This window comes from Qipengyuania profundimaris (assembly GCF_030717945.1).
Taxonomy (GTDB): Bacteria; Pseudomonadota; Alphaproteobacteria; order Sphingomonadales; family Sphingomonadaceae; genus Qipengyuania; species Qipengyuania profundimaris.
The window spans coordinates 1,409,665-1,431,315 of record NZ_JAVAIM010000001.1; the positions used below are offsets into that span (position 1 = coordinate 1,409,665).

The 21,651-nt window shown below is 63.6% G+C and carries 24 protein-coding genes and 1 tRNA gene; 23 read left to right on the forward strand and 2 right to left on the reverse strand.

The window, feature by feature from the left end; all coding sequences use genetic code 11:
• Window positions 1–272: 272 nt before the first annotated feature.
• Window positions 273–1,022 carry a 30S ribosomal protein S2 gene (gene rpsB, locus Q9K02_RS06930; RefSeq protein WP_278327124.1) on the forward strand — a complete coding sequence of 250 codons (750 nt, stop codon included), beginning with the start codon at window positions 273–275 and terminating at the stop codon, window positions 1,020–1,022.
• Window positions 1,023–1,139: 117 nt separating this feature from the next.
• Complete coding sequence (gene tsf, locus Q9K02_RS06935; protein WP_305932233.1) at window positions 1,140–2,066, forward strand: translation elongation factor Ts; 927 nt, start codon at window positions 1,140–1,142, stop codon at window positions 2,064–2,066.
• A gap of 199 nt (window positions 2,067–2,265) precedes the next feature.
• Here tsf and Q9K02_RS06940 read toward each other — a convergent pair whose 3' ends face one another.
• Window positions 2,266–2,400 carry a hypothetical protein gene (locus tag Q9K02_RS06940; RefSeq protein WP_305932234.1) on the reverse strand — a complete coding sequence of 45 codons (135 nt, stop codon included), beginning with the start codon at window positions 2,398–2,400 and terminating at the stop codon, window positions 2,266–2,268.
• A 54-nt stretch (window positions 2,401–2,454) separates the two neighbouring features.
• Between Q9K02_RS06940 and pyrH the strand changes: the two genes are divergently transcribed.
• The 10 genes from pyrH to rpmE all read left to right on the forward strand — a co-directional run bounded on the left by pyrH (window position 2,455) and on the right by rpmE (window position 11,814).
• The gene (gene pyrH, locus Q9K02_RS06945; protein WP_305932235.1) at window positions 2,455–3,180 is read left to right on the forward strand and encodes a UMP kinase; all 726 of its coding nucleotides are present in this window, start codon (window positions 2,455–2,457) and stop codon (window positions 3,178–3,180) included.
• A gap of 12 nt (window positions 3,181–3,192) precedes the next feature.
• Complete coding sequence (gene frr, locus Q9K02_RS06950; RefSeq protein ID WP_278327121.1) at window positions 3,193–3,750, forward strand: ribosome recycling factor; 558 nt, start codon at window positions 3,193–3,195, stop codon at window positions 3,748–3,750.
• 24 nt (window positions 3,751–3,774) lie between these two features.
• The gene (gene uppS / locus Q9K02_RS06955) at window positions 3,775–4,458 is read left to right on the forward strand and encodes a polyprenyl diphosphate synthase (protein WP_305932236.1); all 684 of its coding nucleotides are present in this window, start codon (window positions 3,775–3,777) and stop codon (window positions 4,456–4,458) included.
• Window positions 4,448–5,212 carry a phosphatidate cytidylyltransferase gene (locus tag Q9K02_RS06960; protein WP_305932237.1) on the forward strand — a complete coding sequence of 255 codons (765 nt, stop codon included), beginning with the start codon at window positions 4,448–4,450 and terminating at the stop codon, window positions 5,210–5,212. The genes uppS and Q9K02_RS06960 overlap by 11 nt, the downstream gene beginning before the upstream one ends.
• Window positions 5,209–6,360 carry a 1-deoxy-D-xylulose-5-phosphate reductoisomerase gene (gene dxr / locus Q9K02_RS06965; protein WP_305932238.1) on the forward strand — a complete coding sequence of 384 codons (1,152 nt, stop codon included), beginning with the start codon at window positions 5,209–5,211 and terminating at the stop codon, window positions 6,358–6,360. Before Q9K02_RS06960 ends, dxr begins: the two co-directional genes overlap by 4 nt.
• Before the next feature lie 10 nt (window positions 6,361–6,370).
• Window positions 6,371–7,504: an RIP metalloprotease RseP gene (rseP, locus tag Q9K02_RS06970; protein WP_305933469.1), complete on the forward strand. Its 1,134-nt coding sequence runs from the start codon at window positions 6,371–6,373 to the stop codon at window positions 7,502–7,504.
• A gap of 169 nt (window positions 7,505–7,673) precedes the next feature.
• On the forward strand, window positions 7,674–10,322 hold the full coding sequence (bamA, locus tag Q9K02_RS06975; protein ID WP_305932239.1) for an outer membrane protein assembly factor BamA: 2,649 nt from the start codon (window positions 7,674–7,676) through the stop codon (window positions 10,320–10,322).
• Window positions 10,322–11,011, forward strand: a complete 690-nt coding sequence (locus Q9K02_RS06980; protein WP_305932240.1) for an OmpH family outer membrane protein — start codon at window positions 10,322–10,324, stop codon at window positions 11,009–11,011. Before bamA ends, Q9K02_RS06980 begins: the two co-directional genes overlap by 1 nt.
• 22 nt (window positions 11,012–11,033) lie before the next feature.
• Entirely contained in the window at window positions 11,034–11,492 is a 459-nt protein-coding gene (fabZ, locus tag Q9K02_RS06985) for a 3-hydroxyacyl-ACP dehydratase FabZ (RefSeq protein ID WP_278327115.1), read from the forward strand.
• 94 nt (window positions 11,493–11,586) lie between these two features.
• Window positions 11,587–11,814 carry a 50S ribosomal protein L31 gene (gene rpmE / locus Q9K02_RS06990; RefSeq protein WP_278327114.1) on the forward strand — a complete coding sequence of 76 codons (228 nt, stop codon included), beginning with the start codon at window positions 11,587–11,589 and terminating at the stop codon, window positions 11,812–11,814.
• 60 nt (window positions 11,815–11,874) lie between these two features.
• Here rpmE and Q9K02_RS06995 read toward each other — a convergent pair whose 3' ends face one another.
• Window positions 11,875–12,510, reverse strand: coding sequence for a prolyl hydroxylase family protein (locus Q9K02_RS06995; RefSeq protein ID WP_305932241.1), 636 nt, complete (start codon window positions 12,508–12,510; stop codon window positions 11,875–11,877).
• Window positions 12,511–12,703: 193 nt separating this feature from the next.
• Between Q9K02_RS06995 and Q9K02_RS07000 the strand changes: the two genes are divergently transcribed.
• The 11 genes from Q9K02_RS07000 to Q9K02_RS07050 all read left to right on the forward strand — a co-directional run bounded on the left by Q9K02_RS07000 (window position 12,704) and on the right by Q9K02_RS07050 (window position 21,630).
• Window positions 12,704–12,780: transfer RNA gene (locus Q9K02_RS07000), tRNA-His, on the forward strand.
• 52 nt (window positions 12,781–12,832) lie between these two features.
• Entirely contained in the window at window positions 12,833–13,900 is a 1,068-nt protein-coding gene (locus Q9K02_RS07005; RefSeq protein ID WP_305932242.1) for a Leu/Phe/Val dehydrogenase, read from the forward strand.
• 60 nt (window positions 13,901–13,960) lie between these two features.
• On the forward strand, window positions 13,961–14,683 hold the full coding sequence (gene ccmC, locus Q9K02_RS07010; RefSeq protein WP_305932243.1) for a heme ABC transporter permease CcmC: 723 nt from the start codon (window positions 13,961–13,963) through the stop codon (window positions 14,681–14,683).
• The gene (locus Q9K02_RS07015) at window positions 14,683–14,823 is read left to right on the forward strand and encodes a hypothetical protein (protein WP_305932244.1); all 141 of its coding nucleotides are present in this window, start codon (window positions 14,683–14,685) and stop codon (window positions 14,821–14,823) included. Before ccmC ends, Q9K02_RS07015 begins: the two co-directional genes overlap by 1 nt.
• Window positions 14,820–15,290 (forward strand): cytochrome c maturation protein CcmE, encoded by a 471-nt coding sequence (gene ccmE, locus Q9K02_RS07020; RefSeq protein ID WP_305932245.1) that lies wholly within the window; start codon window positions 14,820–14,822, stop codon window positions 15,288–15,290. The genes Q9K02_RS07015 and ccmE overlap by 4 nt, the downstream gene beginning before the upstream one ends.
• Window positions 15,287–17,242 (forward strand): heme lyase CcmF/NrfE family subunit, encoded by a 1,956-nt coding sequence (locus Q9K02_RS07025; protein ID WP_305932246.1) that lies wholly within the window; start codon window positions 15,287–15,289, stop codon window positions 17,240–17,242. The genes ccmE and Q9K02_RS07025 overlap by 4 nt, the downstream gene beginning before the upstream one ends.
• Window positions 17,239–17,763 (forward strand): DsbE family thiol:disulfide interchange protein, encoded by a 525-nt coding sequence (locus Q9K02_RS07030; RefSeq protein WP_305932247.1) that lies wholly within the window; start codon window positions 17,239–17,241, stop codon window positions 17,761–17,763. The genes Q9K02_RS07025 and Q9K02_RS07030 overlap by 4 nt, the downstream gene beginning before the upstream one ends.
• Window positions 17,760–18,170 (forward strand): cytochrome c-type biogenesis protein, encoded by a 411-nt coding sequence (locus Q9K02_RS07035; RefSeq protein ID WP_305932248.1) that lies wholly within the window; start codon window positions 17,760–17,762, stop codon window positions 18,168–18,170. The genes Q9K02_RS07030 and Q9K02_RS07035 overlap by 4 nt, the downstream gene beginning before the upstream one ends.
• Entirely contained in the window at window positions 18,167–18,823 is a 657-nt protein-coding gene (locus Q9K02_RS07040) for a tetratricopeptide repeat protein (RefSeq protein WP_305932249.1), read from the forward strand. The genes Q9K02_RS07035 and Q9K02_RS07040 overlap by 4 nt, the downstream gene beginning before the upstream one ends.
• 119 nt (window positions 18,824–18,942) lie before the next feature.
• A complete protein-coding gene (locus Q9K02_RS07045; RefSeq protein ID WP_305932250.1) occupies window positions 18,943–20,889 on the forward strand; it encodes a potassium transporter Kup in 1,947 nt (648 codons plus the stop codon).
• 57 nt (window positions 20,890–20,946) lie between these two features.
• Window positions 20,947–21,630, forward strand: a complete 684-nt coding sequence (locus Q9K02_RS07050) for a DUF6445 family protein (protein WP_305932251.1) — start codon at window positions 20,947–20,949, stop codon at window positions 21,628–21,630.
• Window positions 21,631–21,651 lie beyond the last annotated feature (21 nt).

The following is a 21,651-nucleotide window of genomic DNA, read 5'->3' on the forward strand; positions in this document are numbered from 1 at the left end:
GGACGTTCCGGCGATGAGAACAATGTTCTCTTTTTGTTCTCCTTAGTCAAGCGCTTTTCGAGCCGAAGCTGCATTTTTTTGCGGTGAATGGAGGGTGGATTTATCTGCCTCCACCGGCTAAGGGCGCGCGGTCCGCAGTAGATTCGGCCATTTCGGGCGAGTCATCAGGCGGGCAAATCCACATGGAAGGCGCACATACCGGTGCCCGCCGCGGGACAAGACCGCATTCGGGTTCCAGCTTTCCAGAGGCATAACCGGAAAGGAATTATACTATGGCGGCTCCTACCGTCACGATGCAGCAATTGATCGAGGCCGGCGCGCATTTCGGCCACCAGACCCACCGTTGGAACCCGCGCATGAAGCCGTATATCTTCGGCGCGCGCAACGGCATTCACATCATCGACCTGTCGCAGTCCGTGCCGCTGTTCGCGCGCGCACTCGACTTCATCAGCCAGACCGCTCGTTCGGGCGGCAAGGTGCTGTTCGTCGGCACCAAGCGCCAGGCGCAGGACGCGATCCGCGAAGCCGCGCTCGCCTCGGGCCAGCACTTCGTCAACCACCGCTGGCTGGGCGGCATGCTCACCAACTGGAAGACGATCAGCGAGCGTATCAAGTACCTCAAGACGCTCGACGAGCGTCTTTCGGGCGACACGCAGGGCCTGACCAAGAAGGAAGTCCTCGACCTCACGCGCAAGCGCGACAAGCTCGAAATGAGCCTCGGCGGCATCCGCGACATGGGTGGTATTCCCGACGTGATGTTCGTGATCGATGCGAACATGGAAGACCTGGCCATCAAGGAAGCCAACGTTCTTGGCATCCCGGTCGTCGCCGTGCTCGACACCAATGTCGATCCCGAAGGCATCGCCTTCCCGATCCCGGGCAATGACGACGCCAGCCGCGCGATCAAGCTCTACTGCGATGCGGTTGCCGAGGCGGCTCGCACCGGCAAGGGCGAAGGCGTGCAGGACAGCGGTGCAGACGTCGGCGCGATGGAAAATCCGCCGGAAGAAGCCGCGGCTTAATGCCCAATTCGTGAGGCGGGAGCGCAATCCCCCCGTCACACAAGCGAATTATGCGCCGGGCCGCTGATACCAGCAGGCCCGGTGCCCCGCATTCAAGATACCAAGAAGGAAATCATCATGGCTGCATTCACTGCTGCTGACGTAAAGGCCCTGCGCGAGAAAACCGGCGCGGGCATGATGGACGCTAAGAAGGCGCTCGAAGCCAGCAATGGCGATATCGAAGCCGCGGTCGACGCGCTGCGCGCCAAGGGTCTCGCCACCGCCCAAAAGAAGTCGAGCCGTACCGCGGCCGAAGGTCTCGTCGGTATCGCCGTCGAAGGCACCAAGGGCGTTGCCGTCGAAGTGAACTCGGAAACGGACTTCGTTGCCAAGAACGACCAGTTCCAGGATTTCGTGCGCAAGACCACGCAGGTTGCGCTCGGCACCGATGGCGACGATGTCGACACGCTCAAGGCTGCTGCCTATCCCGATGGCGGCACCGTGTCCGACAAGCTGACCGATAACGTCGCTACCATCGGCGAGAACCAGCAGATCCGCCGCATCAAGACCGTCTCGGTCACGAATGGCGTGATCGTACCCTACATGCACAACGCCGTTGCGCCCGACCTCGGCAAGATCGGCGTGCTGGTTGCGCTCGAAAGCGAAGGCGACAAGGCCAAGCTGGAAGAGCTGGGCAAGAAGCTCGGCATGCACATCGCGGCTGCTTTCCCGCAGGCGCTGACCGCCGAGGGCCTCGACGCCGAAGTGATCGAGCGCGAGCGCGCGATCGCCAAGGAAAAGGCCGCCGAAAGCGGCAAGCCCGAGAACGTCCAGGAAAAGATGGTCGAAGGTGCGGTCAACAAATACGCCAAGGAAAACGCCCTGCTTAGCCAGGTCTACGTGATCGACAACAAGACCCCGATCGCGCAGGTCGTCGAGCAGGCCGGCAAGGACGTCGGCGCCAAGGTCGAGCTGGTGGACTATGTCCGCTTCCAGCTGGGCGAAGGCATTGAGAAGGAAGAGAGCGACTTCGCTGCAGAAGTGGCCGCTGCCGTCGGCGGCTGAGCCAAGCCTCGCATCCTACGAAATTGGGCCGCCGGAGTTCGCTTCGGCGGCCTTTTTCGTGCGCGACGAAGCGAGTCGAAAGCCTAACTTCGCAAAACTTACGCGAGTGAACGCTGCAAGTCCGTCAAGATGGCCGAATCACGATTTGAAAGAACCGTTGCGAGGCTAACGGGCGATGATCGTGTAGGAAATCGGGCATTCACCCGCCGTTGCGCGCGACCAGTTCGATCAGCCATATTTCGGGCTGCGTGAACAAGCGGATCGGCAGGCTGCTCGCGCCATGCCCGGCGAGCCACCTTTTCCCGATGCCGGGCTTTCCCTTTGCGCGCGCCATGCATCATGGCTAAGGAGCCGCAGGCCCCTCACGCAACACGGATTCTTCGCCTCCATGCCCTTTTCTACGATGAAGCGCGTCCTGCTCAAGCTCTCGGGCGAGGTGCTCATGGGCGAGGGGCCGTTCGGCATCGATCCGGCTTTCGTCATGGAACTGGCCGAGGAAGTGAAGGCAGCGAAGGAAACCGGGCTCGAAATCTGCCTCGTCATCGGTGGCGGCAATATCTTTCGCGGCATGGCGGGAGCGGCGCAGGGAATGGACCGCGCGCAGGCCGATTACATGGGTATGCTGGCGACCGTCATGAATGCGCTGGCGATGCAGAACGCGCTGGAGCAGCTGGGCGTGCAGACCCGCGTGCAAAGCGCGGTGCAGATGGACCAGGTATGCGAGCCGGTGATCCGCCGCCGGGCCGAACGTCACCTCGAAAAAGGTCGTGTGGTGATCTTCGCCGCCGGTGTGGGCGCGCCCTATTTCACCACAGACAGCGGCGCGGCCTTGCGCGCGGCGGAGATGAATTGCGACGCGCTGCTCAAAGGCACTAGCGTCGATGGGGTCTATGACAGCGACCCGAAGAAGAACGCCGAGGCGAAACGTTTCGACACCGTCACTTACAGCCGCGTGCTGGCAGACGATCTCAAGGTAATGGACGCCAGCGCCGTGGCCTTGTGCCGCGACAACAATATTCCGATCGTCGTGTTTTCGATCCGCGAGAAGGGCAATCTGGCCCGCGTTCTCAAGGGCGAGGGCGTGCAGACGGTCGTCACCAACGAAAAAAGCTAAGAGGAAGCCATCATGGCAAAATACGACAAAGCCGATATCGAGCGCCGCATGAAGGGTGCCGTCGAAAGCCTGAAGGGCGATCTTTCGGGCCTGCGCACCGGCCGCGCGAACACCAGCCTGCTCGATCCGGTCGTGGTCGAGGTCTATGGCTCGATGATGCCGTTGAGCCAGGTCGCGACGGTCAGCGCACCCGAACCGCGCATGCTGAGCGTGCAGGTATGGGACAAGGCCAATGTGAGCGCAGTGGAGAAGGGCATCGCCAAGGCCAATCTCGGCCTAAACCCGATGCAGGACGGCCAGACCATCCGCCTGCCGATGCCGGATCTGACCGAGGAACGCCGCAAGGACCTCGCCAAGCTGGCGGGCGAATATGGCGAGAAGGGCAAGATCGCCATCCGCAACGTGCGCCGGGATGGCATGGAAGCGCTGAAGGAAGACGAGAAGAAGAAGGAAATCTCCGAAGACGACCGCAAGCGGTCCGAAGACGAGGTCCAGAAGCTGACCGACAAATATGTCGCCGAAACCGATGAGGCGGTAGAGAAGAAAACGCAGGAAATCCTGACCCAGTAAGCGGGTGAGGATCGGGGAGCAGGAATGAGCGCGGAAGGCCAGCAGGCCCGCCATGTCGCCATCATCATGGATGGCAATGGTCGCTGGGCGAAGCGCCGGCACCTGCCGCGCGTGATGGGTCATCGCAAGGGCGTGGAGGCCGTGCGCGAACTCGTGCGCAGCCTGAAGGACACGCAGGTCGAATGCCTGACGCTCTACGCCTTCAGCTCCGAAAACTGGAAGCGGCCGGAGGACGAGGTCGACGATCTGATGGACCTGATGCGCAAGTTCATCAAATCCGACCTCCCGGAATTCATCGCCAATGACGTGAAGCTGCACATCCTCGGCGACTGGCAGGCGCTCGCGCCGGACATCGTTGCCATGCTGGAGGATGCGCTCGAGCAGACCGGCAAGGGCTCGCGCACGCTGGCGGTGGCGCTGAACTACGGCGCCCAGGCGGAAATAGTCTCCGCTGCGCGCAAGGCTGCTGCCGGGGGCGAGATTACCGAAGAGAGCTTGGCCGAGCATCTTTACACCGCACCGCTGCCTCCACTCGACCTGCTGATCCGCACCAGCGGCGAAGTGCGCCTGTCGAATTTCCTCTTGTGGCAGGCGGCCTATGCCGAAATGATCTTTACCGACGTGCTATGGCCGGATTTTACGCCCGACCTGTTCAAGCAGGCGCTGGCGGATTTCGGCGACCGGGAGAGGCGTTTTGGTGGACGGTGAGACGCAGGCAGGCGCGGGCAAACGCGACCGCGCGAAGGCGTACGCCCAGCGGTACATGAAGGTGCCTTTGTCGATCCGCACGTCCGACCTGCCGAAACGGGCAGCTTCCGCTCTGGTGATGCTCGCCGTGGCGGGCGGTGCATTGTGGGCGGGCGACGTATGGCTCAAGCTGTTCATCGGACTCGTCGCCCTTGCCACCTATGCCGAATTGGTGCGGCTCGTCTTTCGGGCCACAGAGCGTAGCGCCGGGCGCGTGGCCGGATTGCTGCTCGGCGCGGCCTATGTGGGATTTGCCGCCCTGTTCCTGGCGACCATGCCGAGGTTCTATCTTTATCTGGTGATCGGATCGGTCATCTTCACCGATACATTCGCCTATTTCAGCGGCCGGGCTATCGGCGGTCCAAAAATCGCTCCGCGTATCAGCCCGTCGAAGACATGGGCCGGTCTGGCGGGCGGCATGGTCGGTGCCGCGCTGTTCGGCTGGCTGCTGCTGCAACTTGTCCTGCCGGCATCGGGAGAGTGGCACATGGAGGTCAACGCATACCCGTGGTCGCCGATTGCCGCGCTCGCTATCGGAGCGGTCCTCGCGTGTTCGGCGCAGGCAGGCGATTTTCTCGAAAGCTGGCTTAAGCGCAAGGCACACATGAAGGATTCCTCGAACCTTATTCCGGGCCATGGCGGCGTGTTCGACCGAACTGACGGCATCCTCCCTGTCGCCATCGCGGTCGGCTTTTTGGTACCGGGGCTTTCATGAGCCGCTCAATCTCCATTCTCGGTGCCACCGGCTCGGTAGGCACTTCGACGCTCGACCTGATCCGCCGCGATGCGAAGGACTGGCGGGTGGTTGCGTTGACGGCCAATTGCAACGTTGCCGAACTCGCCGCCTTGGCGAAGGAATTTCGCGCCGAAATCGCCGTGGTGGCGGACGAGAGCTGTCTGAACGACCTGCGCGCTGCGCTCGATGGCTCGGGGATCGAGGCGGCCGGCGGCAAGCGGGCGCTGTGCGAGGCTGCCGCGCGCCCCGTCGACATCACCGTCGCCGCGATTGTCGGCTGTGCGGGTCTCGGTCCGGTCATGGCAGCGATCGAGCAGGGCGGGACCATCGCGCTCGCCAACAAGGAAGCGCTGGTCTCCGCAGGCGAGGTGATGACCGCCGCCGTCGCGAAACACGGTGCCATGCTGCTCCCAGTCGACAGCGAGCACAATGCGATCTTCCAGTGCCTCGAAGGCGGACGGATCGAGGATGTGCGCTGGATCACGCTCACCGCCAGCGGCGGCCCGTTGCGCACCGTGGAAGACCTCTCCGCCGTCACGCCCGAGCAGGCGGTGGCGCATCCCAACTGGGACATGGGCGCCAAGATCAGCGTCGACAGCGCGACCATGTTCAACAAGGGGCTGGAACTGATCGAGGCGCATCATCTGTTCCCGGTCGGCCTCGACCGCATTCGCATCGTGGTCCACCCACAGAGCGTCATCCACTCGATGGTCGAATATCGCGACGGCTCCACGCTGGCGCAACTCGGCCCGTCGGACATGCGCGTGCCGATCGCCAGCTGCCTCGCCTGGCCGCAGCGGATGGACACGCCGTGCGAGCCGCTCGACCTGCCCGCCATCGGCGAACTCGGTTTCTTCCAGCCCGACGAACAGCGCTTCCCCGCGACCCGGCTCGCGCGCGAAGCGGCGGAGGCGGGCGGGGCGGCCCCGGCCGTGCTCAACGCCGCTAATGAAGTGGCCGTCGCCGCATTCCTCGACCGTAAGATCCCATTCAGCCGCATTTCGCTATTGGTCGAGCGTGTGCTGACGGAAGGAAACCTGCCCGATGCTCCGCGTTCTCTGGACGAGGTGCTGATGGTCGACGACGCTTCCCGCAAGCGCGCCACCGAAATGCTGGAGCTCGCCTAACTTGGAAAACATGCTGCCCCTGTGGGTTTATTACGTCCTCGGTTTCCCGCTGTTGCTGGGGCCGCTGATCACCGTTCACGAGCTCGGCCACTATCTCGTCGGCCGCTGGTTCGGCGTGCAGGCGGAAGCCTTTTCGATCGGTTTCGGCAAGGAAATCTGGGGCTTCACCGACAAACGTGGGACGCGCTGGAAGCTGAGTGCCCTGCCATTGGGCGGCTATGTCCAGTTCAAGGGCGACATGAACCCGGCGAGCATTCCGGATACCGCCGCCGCCGAACAGGTAAGCGCAGAGGAGCGCGTCGGCAGTTTCCACCATGCTGCGCTGTGGAAGCGTGCGCTGATCGTGTTCGCGGGGCCAGCGACTAATATCCTCGTGACGCTGGCGATCTTCGCGAGCTTCTTCGCCTTTTACGGCAAGCCCGTGCCTGCCGATGCGGACAGCCAGCTGACGATCGCAGAATTCGCCGAAACCTCTCCCGCGCGAGAGGCCGGCCTGCGCGCGGGAGACCGCATTGTCTTGGTCGAGGGCGAGACGATGGAGAGCTTCCGCGACGTCCAGAACGCGATCATGATGTATCCGGGCCGCACGCTCGACATCACCGTCCTGCGCGATGGTGCGCGCGAGACATTCGCCGTCACCACCGAAAGCCGCGAGGTGGAAGACGGTTTCGGCAATAAGTCCAAGATCGGCCTCGTCGGAATCCAGGCGGCAGAGGCGGAAATGACCTACGAGCCGCAGGGCATCGTCGGCAGCCTCGGTCTCGCCGTCGATCATTCCATCGGCGTGGTCGACATGATGATTACCGGTGTCGCACAGATCTTTACCGGAGAACGCTCGGTCCAGGAGCTCGGCGGGCCGGTCAAGATCGCCAAATTTTCCGGCGAACAGCTCAGCATGGGGGCGCTGGCCTTCACCAATTTCGTCGCCCTGATTTCGCTTAACTTGGCATTCATCAACCTCCTGCCAATTCCCGCGCTCGACGGCGGGCACCTGGCTTTCTACGCGGCAGAAGCAGTCCGCCGGAAACCCATCGGCCCTCGTGGAACGGAAGTGGCGTATCGCGCCGGCGTGGCCCTCGTGCTCGCGCTGATGGTATTCGTCACGATCAACGACCTGGCCGGTCTCCCGATCTTCGGGAATTAGCCGGGGAAAGCACAGCGCGGAGGCGGGCGTTCACGGTTGCAAAGCTTGATTGGCGGAACCGCTTAGGGCAGGGGACTTTCGGGCCGCTGCATAGACAGCGGCTTTTGCCGATGGGCACAGCATCCACCGGCTCCGTAGCATTTTAACGAGGACGGGATTTTCCTTGTCGATGACTGATTTCGCACCTGCCGCCGCGCGCCGCAAAGCCTCGCCCGCACGGCTGGCCATGGGCCTCCTCGCCGGAACCATGCTCGCCGGTATTCCGCAGATCGCGCTCGCGCAGGACACCGAAGAGGCGGAAGCCGCCGCGCCGACTCCCGCAGTCCAGCAGGAGACGGTGCAGACCATCGCGGTGAGCGGGGCCCAGCGCCTCGAGCCGCAGACGATCCTCTCCTACATCCGCCTGCGCCCAGGCGACGTCTGGACTCAGGCGGTCGGCGACCAGGTGCTGAAGGATCTTTACGCCACCGAGCTGTTTGCCAATGCCAGCGTCGTCAACAACGGCGGCAATGTGGTGATCGAGGTGACCGAGAACCCGGTCATCAACCGCATCATCCTGGAGGGCAACAAGCGGATCAAGAACGACAAGATCCTGCCGGAGATCAAGCTCTCGCCGCGCCAGATCTTCACCCGGTCTAAGGTCCGCGCCGACGTTGCCCGCATCATCGAGCTCTACAAGCGCCAGGGCCGCTTCGCCGCCACGGTCGAGCCGAAGATGGTGCAGCTGAGCCAGAACCGCGTCGATGTGGTGTTCGAGATCAACGAAGGGCCGAAATCCAAGGTCCGCCAGATCAACATTATCGGCAATGAAGCTTTCTCCGACGGCGAATTGCGCGGCGAAATGCTGACCAAGCAGGCGCGTCTGACGAGCTTCTTCAGCTCCAACACCAGCTACGATCCCGATCGCCTGGCGTTCGACCAGCAGAACCTCCGGCTTTTCTACCTGACCGAAGGCTATGCCGACTTCCGCGTCGTGTCCGCCGTGGCCGAGCTGACGCCCGATAAGCGCGATTTCATCATCACCTATGTCGTCGAGGAAGGCGAGCGCCACAAGTTCGGCGAAGTGACCGTCGACAGCCAGATCCGCGATTTCGACAGCGATGCGCTGGCCGGCCGACTGCCCATGAAGACCGGCGACTGGTACAACGCCAAGCAGGTCGAAGACACGGTCGAACAGCTGACCGAACTTGCCGGCACCTTCGGCTATGCCTTTGCCGATGTGAACCCGGAGATCCGTCGCGACGCCGACGATCTGACGATGGACGTCAATTTCGTCCTGCGCGAGGCGCCCCGCGTTTACGTGGAGCGGATCGACGTGAACGGCAACACGCTGACGCAGGACAAGGTGATCCGCCGCGAATTCCGTATCGCCGAAGGAGACGCGTTCAATTCGCTCGCCGTGTCCCGCTCCACCGCGCGCATCAATTCGCTGGGCTATTTCCAGGAAAACTTCGAGATCAATCAGGTCGAAGGCAGCGCGCCCGACCGCATCGTGCTCGAAGCGAATGTGGAAGAGCAGGCAACCGGCGAACTGCAGCTATCGGCGGGCTTCAGCTCGCTCGAAAGCTTCATCCTCGCAGGCTCTATCCGCCAGCGCAATTTCCGCGGTCGCGGGCAGACTGTCGGCCTGAGCGTCAACTACTCCCGCTATTCCAAATCGGCGCAGATCAGCTTCAGCGAACCTTATGTTTTCGACCGCAATATCTCTGCAGGCGTCGACATCTATCGCCGCGATTTCAACAGCTTCAACTTCCGCAACAGCGAACGCAATACGACATACGAGCAGTCCACGACGGGCTTCTCGCTGCGTGCGGGCGTCCCTCTGACCGAATATCTCTCTGCCATCGGCAGCTACACGTTCAATTACGACGACGTGTCGCTGGGCGACGAATTCTTCGAGAACGGCGAGTGCCGCGCAACGCGCTTCCTGTGTGAAGCCATCGGCGAGCGTTCGAGCTCGATCCTCGGGCTAACCCTGAACTACAACACGCTCAACAGCAGGCTGCGGCCGAGCAGCGGCGAAACGATCAGCTGGACCAACGAATTTGCGGGTCTCGGGGGATCGGAAAAGTACATTCGCTCGCGCGCCCGTATGGCGAAGTACTGGTCGATCGGCAGCGGGTTTGTTTTCTCGCTGGCAGGTGAAGGCGGTTGGATCCGCGGCCTCGAGGACAGCGAGGAACCCGGACGTGACAGCATTCGCCTGACCGACCGCTTCTTCCTCGGTGAACCGCAAATGCGCGGTTTCGATATTCGCGGCATCGGCCCGCGCATCGTGCGGCTCAATTTCGTGACCGATCCCGACAATCCCGATGGTCCGCGAATCCCGACGCCGATCGAGGATGCTCTGTCGTCCGACCAGCGGTTCGACGATGCCATCGGCGGCAAAGCCTATTATCTCGGCCGAGCCGAGCTCGAGATTCCGCTTGGTAGCGGTGCACGCGAACTCGGTCTGCGCCCGTCCGTATGGGTCGATGTCGGTTCGTTGTTCTCGATTACGACGCCCACATTGGTGAACCAGCCTAATGGTCGTCAGGCTACGCAGGATGGGCAGCTGCTCTTCATCGATGAAGACGGGCTGACCACGACCGACACGGTCGATGCCGACGGCAATCCGCTGCTGCCGTTCATCCCGGCCAGCTCGTTTTATCGCGAAGTTTTCGTTGGCGACACTGCTGCGCCGCGTATTTCGGCGGGTATCGGTGTCAACTGGAACTCGCCCTTCGGTCCGTTCAGGATCGATTTCGCCCAGATCATCAAGAAGGAAGTCGGAGACGACACCAAGACCTTCTCATTCAACGTAGGAACACAATTCTAATGACCAGCAAGACCAAGATTCTCGCTGCCGCGGCTCTCGCAGGCGCGGCTATCGCCAGCACTCCCGCCACCGCGCAGGTGACCGGCGCGATCGCCACCAGTAGCCCGGAAGCAGTGATAGTGCGCTCGCAGGCGCGCATTGCCGCTTACCAGCAGATCGAGCAGCAATACACTGCGCAGCTCACCCAGATCCGTACGCTTCGCCAGGAAGCCGCGACGCTGCAGCAGAGCCTCGATACCAATAACGACGGTCAGTTGACTCAGGCCGAAGCGCAGGCCAACCCCTCGGTCGTGCAACAGGTCCAGCAGAAGGAACAGCAGATCCAGCAGGTTTCGCAGCCGATCGTGCTGGCGCAGACCTATGCCATCGAGCAGCTGATCAACGACTATAGCAACGTCCAGCAGCAGGTGGTGCAGCAGAAGAACATCCAGCTCCTCCTCTCGCCGGATGCGGTCCAGTGGGCGCCCGAAACGCTCAACGTCACGAACGATCTTGTCACAGTCATGAACCAGCGCGTGCCGAGCGTGCAGATTACGCCGCCGGCGAACTGGCGTCCGCGCCAGGAATCGCTGCAGACCCAGCAGACGGTTTCGCAGATCCTTGTCGGCGTCGCGCAGCAGCAGGCTGCCCAGCAAGCCGCCCAGCAGCAGGGCCAGCAGCCCGCGCAGCAGCAGCCGGCCGGCCGCTGATCCTGACGACGGGAGCAGGGCGATGAGCGAGGAAACGACCGGTTTCGACGTAGTGCAGGTTCTCAAGCGCCTGCCGCATCGCTATCCCCTGCTCCTGGTCGACCGGGTGAAAGAGCTGGTCGTCGACGAGCGCATCCACGCGATCAAGGCGGTCAGCTTCAACGAGGATTTCTTCCAGGGCCACTTCCCCGGATCGCCGATCATGCCCGGCGTCCTCCAGATCGAAGCGCTGGCGCAGGCAGCTGGCGTTCTCGCGGTCGAAAGCCTCGGCCTCGCGGGATCGGGCAAGCTCGTCTATTTCATGGCGATCGAGAACGCGAAGTTTCGCGCGCCCGTGACACCGGGCGTGCTGCTCGACCTCAAGGCCGAATTCGTCCAGAAACGCGCCCGCGTTTGCAAATTCGCTGGCGAAGCTTCGGTAGAGGGCAAGGTGACGTGCGAAGTCAGCTTCACGGCGATGATCGCCGACGCACCTGAATAAGGTTGCCAATCTCGGCGCTCGCCGCTATGCGCGCGCCTTTCCCAAACACAGCTGGACCGGTCGGAACCGCTCCGAAGCTTAAAGGACGACTATCATGAAGACCGATGGCCACCCCGACTATCACATGATCACGGTCAAGATGACCGATGGCACCGAATTCCAGACGCGCTCGACCTGGGGCAGCGAAGGCGACACGCTGACGCTCGAAATCGACCCGACGAGCCACCCGGCGTGGACCGGCGGCAAGCAGCAGCTTCAGGAAGGCGGCCGTGTCGCAGCCTTCAACAAGCGCTTCGGCGGCCTCAGCCTCAAGAAGAACTGAGCGCACCGCGCCAGTCGCGCAGCCTCGAAGAGGGCGGTCCTGCAGGGCCGCCCTTTTTCGTTACCACCCCCACTCCTTCTCGCGATACCACTTCGTGATCACGTATTTCACGCCCTTGCGGACCTTCATGCCGTGGTGGATTGTGTTCGGGTTCTCGCGGCCGTCGGGGCGACGGTTGTTCCAGCCAAGCAGCTTGCCTGCTTCGGGCTGGAATGTCTTGCCGATGGCTTTGAACCGCGTTGCGCCGCCGGCTTCCACATCGTTTAGATAGATCATGAACGTCCAGGTCCGCTGGCCGGCGACCGAACAGTATTTCTCCCAGTCCTGGCCGCCGGGATTGAAATAGTCGCAATGCGGCTTGAACTCCTGGCCGACATCGTAGCGCTGGCCCTGCAGCGGCTCGCCATGTGCGGGGTCGATCCGGGTCAGCGCATGGAGCTTGTTTTCCAGCGCCTGAACCGCGGGCTCGTCTGCCGACAGGTCGCAGGTTTCGCTGGTGCGGAAATAATGGTCGTCGCCCGCATCGGCGAGGGTGGAGGGGCGGCGGTCCGTTTCGATCAGCGCGATCAGCTCGGCGCACAGTTCCGGCGGCACGAAATCGCGGAGCTGGAACAGCTCGACCTTCGGGCTCGGCACGCGTTGCATGCCGTCCTCCGCAAGCAGCCGTTCTGCCGAAGATTCGCCCGACCCCGTCATGCAGCGCAGACTAGCCGAGCCGAGCCTTCAGGCAAGTCGCGACATAATGTTGCGCGTTGTGCCGCCTTCGCGCTTTTTCGCTTCCCATTTGCAGAGTGTTGTGCAACAGGCCCACGCCGCTGCACGGGACGGGTTGACGCCCAATCGTGCGGGCGTATCAGGCCCCCTTCCCGGGCGGTTCCGGGGGCTTGTGGCGATCGTAGCTCAGTTGGTTAGAGCGCCGGTTTGTGGTACCGGAGGTCGGGGGTTCGAGACCCCTCGATCGCCCCATTTTCCCTCCGAGATTAGACCGCTCCGCACAGCTTGCAGGGGCATTTTGGCGATGACGGCTTTCTGGACCGAAGCGGACTACGACGATCACGAACTCGTGCATTTCGTGCGTGACCGGAAAAGCGGCCTCACGGCGATAATCGCGCTCCATTCCACCCATCTCGGCCCGGGCGCGGGCGGTACGCGCTTCTGGCATTATGCCGAACCCGGCGATGCGATGCGCGATGCCCTGCGCCTCTCGCGCGGGATGAGCTACAAGAACGCCATGGCCGGCCTGCCCATGGGCGGCGGCAAGGCCGTGATCCTCGCACCGGAAGACAAGAGCAAGACGCCCGAAATGCTCGCCGCTTTCGCCGATGCCGTCGAAGGTCTCGGCGGCAAGTATGTGACCGCCGAGGACGTCGGTATCTCCGAAGCCGACATGGCGGCCGTCGCCGAGCGCACGCAATATGTCTCCGGCCTTCCGGTCGAGGGCGAGGACGCCGCGGGTGGCGATCCGGGGCCCTTCACCGCGCTTGGCATCTTCCTCGGCATCAAGGCCGCGGTGCAGCACAAGCTCGGCAAGGACAGCGTCGAAGGCGTGCATGTCGCGATTCAGGGCACCGGCAGCGTCGGTGGCGGTGTCGCGCGGCTCCTCGCCAAGGAGGGTGCGAAGCTGACGCTGTCGGATGTCAATCAGGACCGCGCCGAATCGCTGGCCACGGAACTTGGAGCCGATACCGCCGCGCCCGATGCGGTCATGTCCATTGCCTGCGACGTATTCAGTCCGAATGCGCTTGGTGCAGTGCTCGACGACGAAGGGATTGCCCGGCTGGACTGTAAAATCGTGGCTGGCGGGGCGAACAATCAACTGCGACGGCCCGAACATGGCCCCATGCTGGCAGAGCGCGGCATTCTCTACGCGCCGGACTATGTCATCAACGCTGGCGGCATCATCTCGGTGACGCTCGAATACCTCTGCCGGTGTGACAAAGCGCCGTGCGACATCAACGAGGTCCGCAAGCGCATTGCGCAAATCCCCGGTCGTCTCGAGCAGATCTGGAAGGAGAGCGACGAAAGCGGCCTTTCTCCCGATCAGGTCGCCGATCGCATGGCGCAGCGCTTGATCGGGCGCGCCTGAGGCCCATCTTCACTTGCGGGTCAGGCGCGGGCCTGTAAAAGCGCGCGCACGGCTTACATCATGCACGGCTTCGCCAATCCCAAACGGTTTTTAACGCTCGCCAGCTGGCTGACGCCGCTGTTGCTTGTTGCAGGACTCGTGTCGAGCGCGGGCGCGCTGTGGTGGGGGCTGACGCAGGTTTCGCCCGACCGGTTGATGGGTGAGACGGTGCGCATCCTGTTCCTGCACGTGCCCGCAGCATGGCTGGGCATGGGAGGATGGACCGCAATTGCTATTTCCAGCCTCGTATACCTCGTGTGGCGGCACCCGCTCGCGGCACTTGCCGCGCGTGCAGCGGCAGTGCCCGGCCTCGTCTTCACGCTGATCTGCCTCGTCACCGGATCGATCTGGGGGCGGCCGACCTGGGGGACGTGGTGGGTGTGGGACGGCAGGCTGACCAGCATGCTGGTGCTCGCCTTCCTCTACGCCGCCTATATCGCGCTGGCGCAAGCCGCTGCCCGTGAGGGAGTGAGCGCCCGCATCCCGGCGATCTTCGGATTGATGGGCGCGATCAACATCCCGATCATCAATCGCAGCGTCGTCTGGTGGAATTCGTTGCACCAGCCGCCGAGCATTACCATGGGCAATAGCGCCATCGATGGCGAATACCTTGCGCCGCTGCTGGTCGCAGTCGTCGGCTTCTCGCTGATCTTCGGCGGGATCGTGCTGGCGCGCATGCGAGCGCTGCTGGCCGACATCCAGACCGAAGCGCGCCTTCGCCGCCGGGCGAGCGAGGCCTTATAATGCGCGAAGCGCTCGACCAGTGGGATTTCGTGCTCGCTGCCTATGCGGTGGGCGTCATCGGCACGCTGGCGATGATTGCCTGGGCGTGGGTCGATATGAAGCGGGCCGAACGGCGCCGCGCGGAAAGCCGGCGGAAATGAGCGCGCTCAAACCCAAGCATCAGCGGCTGATCCTCGTGGTCCTGGCTATCGTGGCGCTAATCGGCGCGGGGCTGCTCGCGGCCTACGCGCTGCGCAATCAGGCGAACTATTTCTACTTGCCGGAGCAGATGCAGGCCGATCCGCCCGCCGTGGGTCAGGCCGTGAGGCTGGGAGGCATGGTCGAACGGGGTTCGCTCACGACCGATAATGACGGTGTGACGCTGCGATTTGCCGTAACAGGCAACGATGGCTCGCGCATTCCGGTGCGCTTCAGCGGAATCGCCCCCGACCTCTTCGTCGAAGGTTCCGGCGTCGTGGCCGAGGGTCGGCTGGCGCCCGACGGCACCTTCGTGGCAGACAATCTGCTGGCCAAGCATGACGAGAATTACGTGCCCAAGGAACTCGAGGGCATGAGCGAGATGCAGGCCGCGAAGATGGCCGAAGAGACGACGGTCGGCATCGAATGATCGCCGAACTCGGTCATGCCGCGCTGTGGCTCGCCGCCGCGCTTGCCGCGCTTCAGATGGCCGCCGGATTCCTCGCCGTTCGCGCCGGCGATAGGAGCGAGATCGCCAGGCTGGTCCGGCCGAGCGCAGTCGTGCAGGCAACGCTCGCCAGCATCGCTTTCGCCATGCTGCTATGGCTTTTCGCAATCACCGATTTGTCGGTGAAGCTGGTCGCGGCCAATTCGCATTCGCTGAAGCCACTGGTCTTCAAGCTGTCGGGCGCATGGGGCAATCACGAAGGTTCAATGCTGCTGTGGGTGACGGTGATGTCGCTCTCCGGCGGCCTCATCGCACTGGCCGAAAAGCGTCTGCCGGAGCGCACGATGCAGGCGACACTGGCGGCGCAGGGCCTCGTGTCGCTGGGCTTTTATGCCTTCCTGATCCTGAGCTCCAATCCGTTCGAGCGCTTGCCGGTGCCCGCGCCGGAGGGCCTTGGCCTCAATCCGCTGCTGCAGGACCTCGGCCTCGCCTTCCATCCGCCGACGCTTTACATGGGCTATGTCGGTCTCTCGGTCGCCTTCAGCTTCGCCGTAGGCGCGTTGCTGACGCGGCAGGTGACCCCGGACTTCGCCAGCGCAATGCGGCCATGGGTGCTGGGGGCCTGGGTGTTCCTTACGCTGGGAATCGTGGCGGGGTCCTATTGGGCCTATTACGAACTCGGCTGGGGCGGATACTGGTTCTGGGATCCGGTCGAGAATGCCTCGCTGATGCCCTGGCTGGCTGCGACTGCGCTGCTTCATTCGACGAGCGTCCTCGCCAGCCGCGATGCCTTGCGTGTGTGGACGATCATGCTCGGCGTGGTCGCATTTTCGATGAGCATGGTGGGGACCTTCCTCGTGCGTTCCGGCATTCTTACCAGCGTGCATGCCTTTGCCGTCGATCCGGAGCGGGGAAGCTTCATCCTCGTTCTGCTGGGCCTCTTCATCGGCGGCGCGCTGTTGCTGTTCGCTCTGCGCGCCAGCACGATCAATGAAGGTCAGCGCTTTACCGCGACCAGCCGCGAGGGCGCGCTGGTGTTCAACAATGTGATGCTGAGCGCAATCCTTGCGATCGTGCTGCTCGGCACGCTCTACCCGCTGCTGACCGAAGCCTTCGACGTGCGTGTGTCCGTTGGGCCGCCCTATTTCAATCCGGTCTCGGCGATTTTTGCGGTACCGATGCTGGTGGTCATGGCCGTCGGACCACTGCTGCGTTGGCGGCAGGACCGGCTGGAGCGCATCCGGCCTGAACTGGCGCTGTTTGCGGCGCTCGTTTTAGTGTCGCTGATATTCTTCGGCTTCGTCACCGGTGTCGCGATCCTGCCTCTGCTGGGCCTCGCGCTCGGCATTGGGCTGGGTGTGGCAAGTTTCCTTCCGCTGCGGGGCCGCAATCTGAAGCGCGTGCCGCTGGCGACATGGGGCATGATCATCGCCCATTTCGGCATCGCAGTGGCCCTGATCGGCATGGCGAGCGAAAGCGCTTTCTCGAAGGAACGGCTGGCGGCGGTCGAGGCAGGGCAAAGCACGCAGGTCGGCCCCTGGAACGTGACGCTGAGCGAGGTGATGCCGGTCGCCGGGCCCAACTGGACAGCCATCGAGGGTCGTCTAACCGCGACCTATGACGGGGCGGAGCCGGTCGTGCTCACCCCGCAGGCACGGCGATTCTGGGCGCCGCCGCAGGAAACGACGGAGAGCGCGCTGTCGACACGGTGGAACGGCCAGCTTTACGCCGTCATTGGCGATCGCACGCCGGACGGGCGCTGGCAGCTGCGGTTGTGGTGGAAGCCGCTCGTCACGCTGATCTGGTACGGCGGCCTGCTGGTCGCGCTGGGCGGGGCGCTGGCGCTGGTCGGTCGCGTGATCGCCGACATTCGGCGGCGGCGGATTGCGCGGCGGATCGTCGAGCGGCGCGCGGAAACGGAGGCGATGGCATGAGTTGGCGCGTTTGGCTTCCGCTGTTCCTGTTTGCAGGTTTCCTTGGCCTCGCGGCCTACCAGCTGACCCAGCCGAAAGACGATTTCGTCGAGAGCGGGATGATCGGCGAGGCGCTGCCCTATTTCGACCTTCCGCCCGCGACCGAGGGCGCGAATGGCGCCGCCACCACCGATTTCAGGGACGGGACACCGCGCCTGCTCAATATCTGGGCCAGCTGGTGCCTGCCGTGCATCGCCGAAGCTCCGCAGCTTGAGCGTCTGAAGGAGGCGGGTGTGCCCATCGTCGGCATCGCGATCCGCGACCGACCCGAAGATGTGGCCCGGTTCCTGGCGCAGCATGGCAACCCCTACACACGCATCGCACGCGACGATCTTTCGGAGGTGCAGCTTGCCATCGGCTCGTCGGGTGTGCCCGAGACCTTCGTTATCGATGGCCGGGGCATCATCCGCTACCAGCACCTCGGCGATATTCGCGAAAGCGACGTGCCGACGCTGCTGGCCGAGCTGGAGAAGGCGCGATGAGCCGAATTGTGCTCTGCCTGCTCGCACTTAGCCTTGCGCTGCCGCTCGCCGCGCAGGACAGCATGCCGCCTGCGCCGTTCGCTTATCGCCAGCTCGACGACCCGGCGCAGGAGGCCGCAGCGCAGGACCTGATGGAGACGCTGCGCTGCCTCAAGTGCCAGTCGCAATCCATCGCCGATAGCGATGCACCGATGGCCGGCGACATGCGCCACCAGGTCCGCATCCGTATCGCTGCGGGCGAGGACCCGGAGGCGGTGCGCGCGTGGCTGGTCCAGCGCTATGGCGATTACGTCAGCTATCGGCCCGAGGTAAGCGCGGTGACCTGGCCGCTGTTCGCAATCCCTGCGCTGCTGGTGCTAGTTGCAGCCGTGGTGCTGGCGGGCCGCTTGCGGAGGCGCGCATCGTGAGTTGGGTGCCGATCCTGCTGCTGGCGCTGTTGACCTTCGTCGGGGCCGTCTTCCTGCTGAAGCTGCCGCGCAGCGTTTGGGCGCTATTCGGGGCCGCGCTCCTTTTCGGGCTTGCGGGCTATGCGATTCAGGGTTCGCCCGGGCAGGCGGGCGCGCCTCGCGTCGCAACCGGAGACGAAACCGCGCGATCGGGCGAGGCCATGGTGCAGGCCCGGCGCGAATTCTATGCCGAGGGCGTGCTACCCTCCCGCTTCGTAGTGACCGCCGATGCCTTCGCGCGCCGCGGCCAGTTCGACCAGTCGGCGCGTTTCCTCAGCAATGCCCTCGCTGAGAACCCGAACGATTCAGAAGCCTGGCTGGCGCTGGGCAACTCGCTGGTCGAGCATGCCGAGGGGCAGCTGACACCCGCAGCCCTCAACGCCTACGAACGTGCCGACGCTGTCGGGCTCGGCAACCCGGCGCCGATCTATTTCCTCGGCCTCGCATGGCTGCGTGCCGGCGAACCGCAGCGCACGCGCGAACTCTGGGCGGAACTGCTGGCGAGTGCGCCGGACGACGCCGACTGGCGCCCGCTGCTGGCCGAGCGCATCGCGCGGTTGGACGGCCTGCTCGGCGTCTCAGATGCTACGGTAGAAGCCGAAGCAGCCGAATGAGACAGCCACGTTGCATCGTATTGCGGCGGGCAATGCTTGCTGCTAATCGGCGCGCCCTGCGCAGGGCAGTGCCCTGCCATTCAGGCGAATGACGCAATGCGGCCGAACTTTTCTTTCCTATGAGCGATAGCGCGACCATCCAGGACCCGGTGCCCGAGGGTGCTCCCTCCACCGGCGGCCACGGCGATGGCCATGGCGGCGCATCGCGCACGGCTTTGGCAGTCGGTGCAATCGGCGTCGTCTTCGGCGACATCGGCACCAGCCCGCTATATGCCTTCCGCGAGACATTCTCCGGGTCGGTCGGCATCGCCATCGACCGGATGCATGTGCTGGGCGTGGTCAGTCTGATTTTCTGGTCGATGACGGTTGTCGTGGCGATCCAGTATGTCACCATCCTGATGCGTGCCGACAACAAGGGGCAGGGCGGGAGCCTCGCCCTGATCGCGCTGATCAGCCGCCATATCGGGCAGACGAAATACGCCTGGCTGGTGGTGCTCCTAGGCGTGTTCGCGACCTCGCTGTTCTACGGCGACAGCATGATTACGCCCGCAATCTCGGTGCTTTCAGCGGTCGAGGGCCTGACGGTGGTCGATCACCGGCTCGACCCGCTGGTGATCCCCATTGCCCTGGTGCTGCTGGTTGGGCTGTTCCTCCTGCAGGCACGCGGCACGGCCAAGGTGGGGGCACTTTTCGCGCCGGTGATGATCGTCTATTTCACGGTGATCGCCGGGCTGGGGCTCAACCAGATCGTGCAGAATCCGGACATCCTCTGGGCGCTCAATCCCTACTATGCGGTCATGTTCTTCGTGACCGACGGCGTGATCGCTTTCCTTGCGCTGGGCGCGGTCGTGCTGGCGGTGACCGGGGCCGAAGCGTTGTATTCGGACATGGGCCATTTCGGGCGCGGCCCGATGCGCTTGAGCTGGTTCGGCTTCGTCATGCCATGCCTTTTGCTCAACTATTTCGGGCAGGGCGCGATGATTGCAGGGCTGCCGCCCGAGCAGGCGGCCGAAGTTGTCCGCAACCCGTTCTTCCTGCTGGCGAGCGAGGAGTATCGCCTGCCGCTGGTGATCCTTGCCACCATGGCGACCTTCATCGCCAGCCAGGCGGTTATCTCCGGCGCGTTCAGCATCACTCACCAGGCGATGCAGCTGGGCTTCATGCCGCGCCTCTCGATCCGCCATACCAGCGAAACCGAGGCGGGGCAGATCTACATTCCGGTCATCAACTGGGCGCTGATGGTGGCGGTGATCGTGCTGGTGCTGACCTTCCAGACCTCGTCCAACCTCGCCGCCGCCTACGGTATCGCGGTGACCGGCGCGGTGACCATCGACACGATCCTGATGGGCGTGTTGTTCGTCGGCGTGTGGAAGTGGAAATGGTGGGTCGCCCTGCCGATCGTGGTATTCTTCCTGATCGTGGACGGGGCGTATTTTGCCGCGAACCTCGTGAAGGTGCCCGACGGCGGCTGGTTCCCGCTGGTGGTCGGCCTCGTCGCCTTCACGCTGCTCACCACCTGGGCGCGCGGGCGCAGGCTGATGCGCGAGCGGATGAGCGAGACGGCGCTGCCGATCGAAATCTTCGCAAAGAGCGCCAAGAACTCCGCCACCCGCGTGCCGGGCACCGCGATTTTCATGGCCAGCCAGACCGCCGGCGTGCCCAGCGCGCTGCTGCACAATATCAAGCACAACAAGGTGCTTCACGAGCGGGTCATCATCCTGACCGTTCTGATCGCCGACAGCCCCTATGTCGAAAGCGACAAGCGCTGCGAGATCCACGACCTCGGCGACGGATTCTACCGCGCGATCCTGCACTATGGCTTCATGCAGGAAACCAATGTGCCTGAAGGGCTGAAGGAGATGGAGCGGTGCGGCGGCAAGTTCGACATGATGCACACCAGCTTCTTCCTCAGCCGCCAGACCCTGCTTGCCAGCGACAAGCCCGGCATGCCGATCTGGCGCGAGAAGATCTTCGCTTGGATGCTGCGCAATGCGGCGACCGCGATGGACTTCTTCCGCCTTCCGACCAATCGTGTTGTCGAATTGGGGAGTCAGGTCGAGATCTGACTCTCCGGCGAAAGCTACCGTTTGACATCGGCGGTCGGCCCGTGGACCATCGACCCCATGCAGACGCTTGCCCGCCCGCAGATCGACGTTCGTCAGTTCGGTGCTGATCGGCAGCCCGTGGTCGTAATCGACGGCTTCAGCGGCATGGCCGACAGGCTTCGCGACCAAGCCACGAAAGCTGAATACCAGCCCGGCGGTGCCGCCTATCCGGGCGTACGCGCCTGGGCCGATCCCTCTTATCTCGACCGTCGCCGCGGCCTCATGTTCGAGGTTCTACAAAAGGTTTTCGGAATCAGACGGGGTATCAAGCTCGAAGCTTCGACATTTTCACTCGTCACGAAGCGCGCGGACGATCTCTCGCCCGGCCAGCGCCGCCCGCATTACGACGGCTCCGAAGCCGGATTGATCGCGGTGATGCACTACTTGCTCGGTCCCGAGAGCGGCGGCACCGGATTCTATCGCCACCGCGCAACCGGCTTCGAGGCGATCACTCCCGATCGACAGGCGAGATACGAGGGCGCGGTGCGAGCCGAAGATCGCTCAGGCGAACCGTCTTCCGGCTATCACTATGGCGACAACGACCGATACGAAATGATCGGAGAGATCGAAGCGCAGCCCGACCGGTTCATTCTCTATCGCGGCTGGTCGCTTCACTCCGGTGTGATTCCAAAGAGTGCGAGCCTGTCCGCCGATCCGGCAAAGGGTCGGCTGACCATCAACATGTTCCTCATGGGCGCGTAAGGCGGCAAACCAGAAGTCGAC

Excerpts from the sequence above, each read along its gene's own strand:
- rpsB (WP_278327124.1), top strand. The coding sequence starts at position 273 with ATGGCGGCTCCTACCGTCACGATGCAGCAATTGATCGAGGCCGGCGCG.
- tsf (WP_305932233.1), top strand. The coding sequence starts at position 1,140 with ATGGCTGCATTCACTGCTGCTGACGTAAAGGCCCTGCGCGAGAAAACC.
- Q9K02_RS06940 (WP_305932234.1), bottom strand. The coding sequence starts at position 2,400 with ATGGCGCGCGCAAAGGGAAAGCCCGGCATCGGGAAAAGGTGGCTCGCC.
- pyrH (WP_305932235.1), top strand. The coding sequence starts at position 2,455 with ATGCCCTTTTCTACGATGAAGCGCGTCCTGCTCAAGCTCTCGGGCGAG.
- frr (WP_278327121.1), top strand. The coding sequence starts at position 3,193 with ATGGCAAAATACGACAAAGCCGATATCGAGCGCCGCATGAAGGGTGCC.
- uppS (WP_305932236.1), top strand. The coding sequence starts at position 3,775 with ATGAGCGCGGAAGGCCAGCAGGCCCGCCATGTCGCCATCATCATGGAT.
- dxr (WP_305932238.1), top strand. The coding sequence starts at position 5,209 with ATGAGCCGCTCAATCTCCATTCTCGGTGCCACCGGCTCGGTAGGCACT.
- rseP (WP_305933469.1), top strand. The coding sequence starts at position 6,371 with ATGCTGCCCCTGTGGGTTTATTACGTCCTCGGTTTCCCGCTGTTGCTG.
- bamA (WP_305932239.1), top strand. The coding sequence starts at position 7,674 with ATGACTGATTTCGCACCTGCCGCCGCGCGCCGCAAAGCCTCGCCCGCA.
- Q9K02_RS06980 (WP_305932240.1), top strand. The coding sequence starts at position 10,322 with ATGACCAGCAAGACCAAGATTCTCGCTGCCGCGGCTCTCGCAGGCGCG.
- fabZ (WP_278327115.1), top strand. The coding sequence starts at position 11,034 with ATGAGCGAGGAAACGACCGGTTTCGACGTAGTGCAGGTTCTCAAGCGC.
- rpmE (WP_278327114.1), top strand. The coding sequence starts at position 11,587 with ATGAAGACCGATGGCCACCCCGACTATCACATGATCACGGTCAAGATG.
- Q9K02_RS06995 (WP_305932241.1), bottom strand. The coding sequence starts at position 12,510 with ATGACGGGGTCGGGCGAATCTTCGGCAGAACGGCTGCTTGCGGAGGAC.
- Q9K02_RS07005 (WP_305932242.1), top strand. The coding sequence starts at position 12,833 with ATGACGGCTTTCTGGACCGAAGCGGACTACGACGATCACGAACTCGTG.
- ccmC (WP_305932243.1), top strand. The coding sequence starts at position 13,961 with ATGCACGGCTTCGCCAATCCCAAACGGTTTTTAACGCTCGCCAGCTGG.
- Q9K02_RS07015 (WP_305932244.1), top strand. The coding sequence starts at position 14,683 with ATGCGCGAAGCGCTCGACCAGTGGGATTTCGTGCTCGCTGCCTATGCG.
- ccmE (WP_305932245.1), top strand. The coding sequence starts at position 14,820 with ATGAGCGCGCTCAAACCCAAGCATCAGCGGCTGATCCTCGTGGTCCTG.
- Q9K02_RS07025 (WP_305932246.1), top strand. The coding sequence starts at position 15,287 with ATGATCGCCGAACTCGGTCATGCCGCGCTGTGGCTCGCCGCCGCGCTT.
- Q9K02_RS07030 (WP_305932247.1), top strand. The coding sequence starts at position 17,239 with ATGAGTTGGCGCGTTTGGCTTCCGCTGTTCCTGTTTGCAGGTTTCCTT.
- Q9K02_RS07035 (WP_305932248.1), top strand. The coding sequence starts at position 17,760 with ATGAGCCGAATTGTGCTCTGCCTGCTCGCACTTAGCCTTGCGCTGCCG.
- Q9K02_RS07045 (WP_305932250.1), top strand. The coding sequence starts at position 18,943 with ATGAGCGATAGCGCGACCATCCAGGACCCGGTGCCCGAGGGTGCTCCC.
- Q9K02_RS07050 (WP_305932251.1), top strand. The coding sequence starts at position 20,947 with ATGCAGACGCTTGCCCGCCCGCAGATCGACGTTCGTCAGTTCGGTGCT.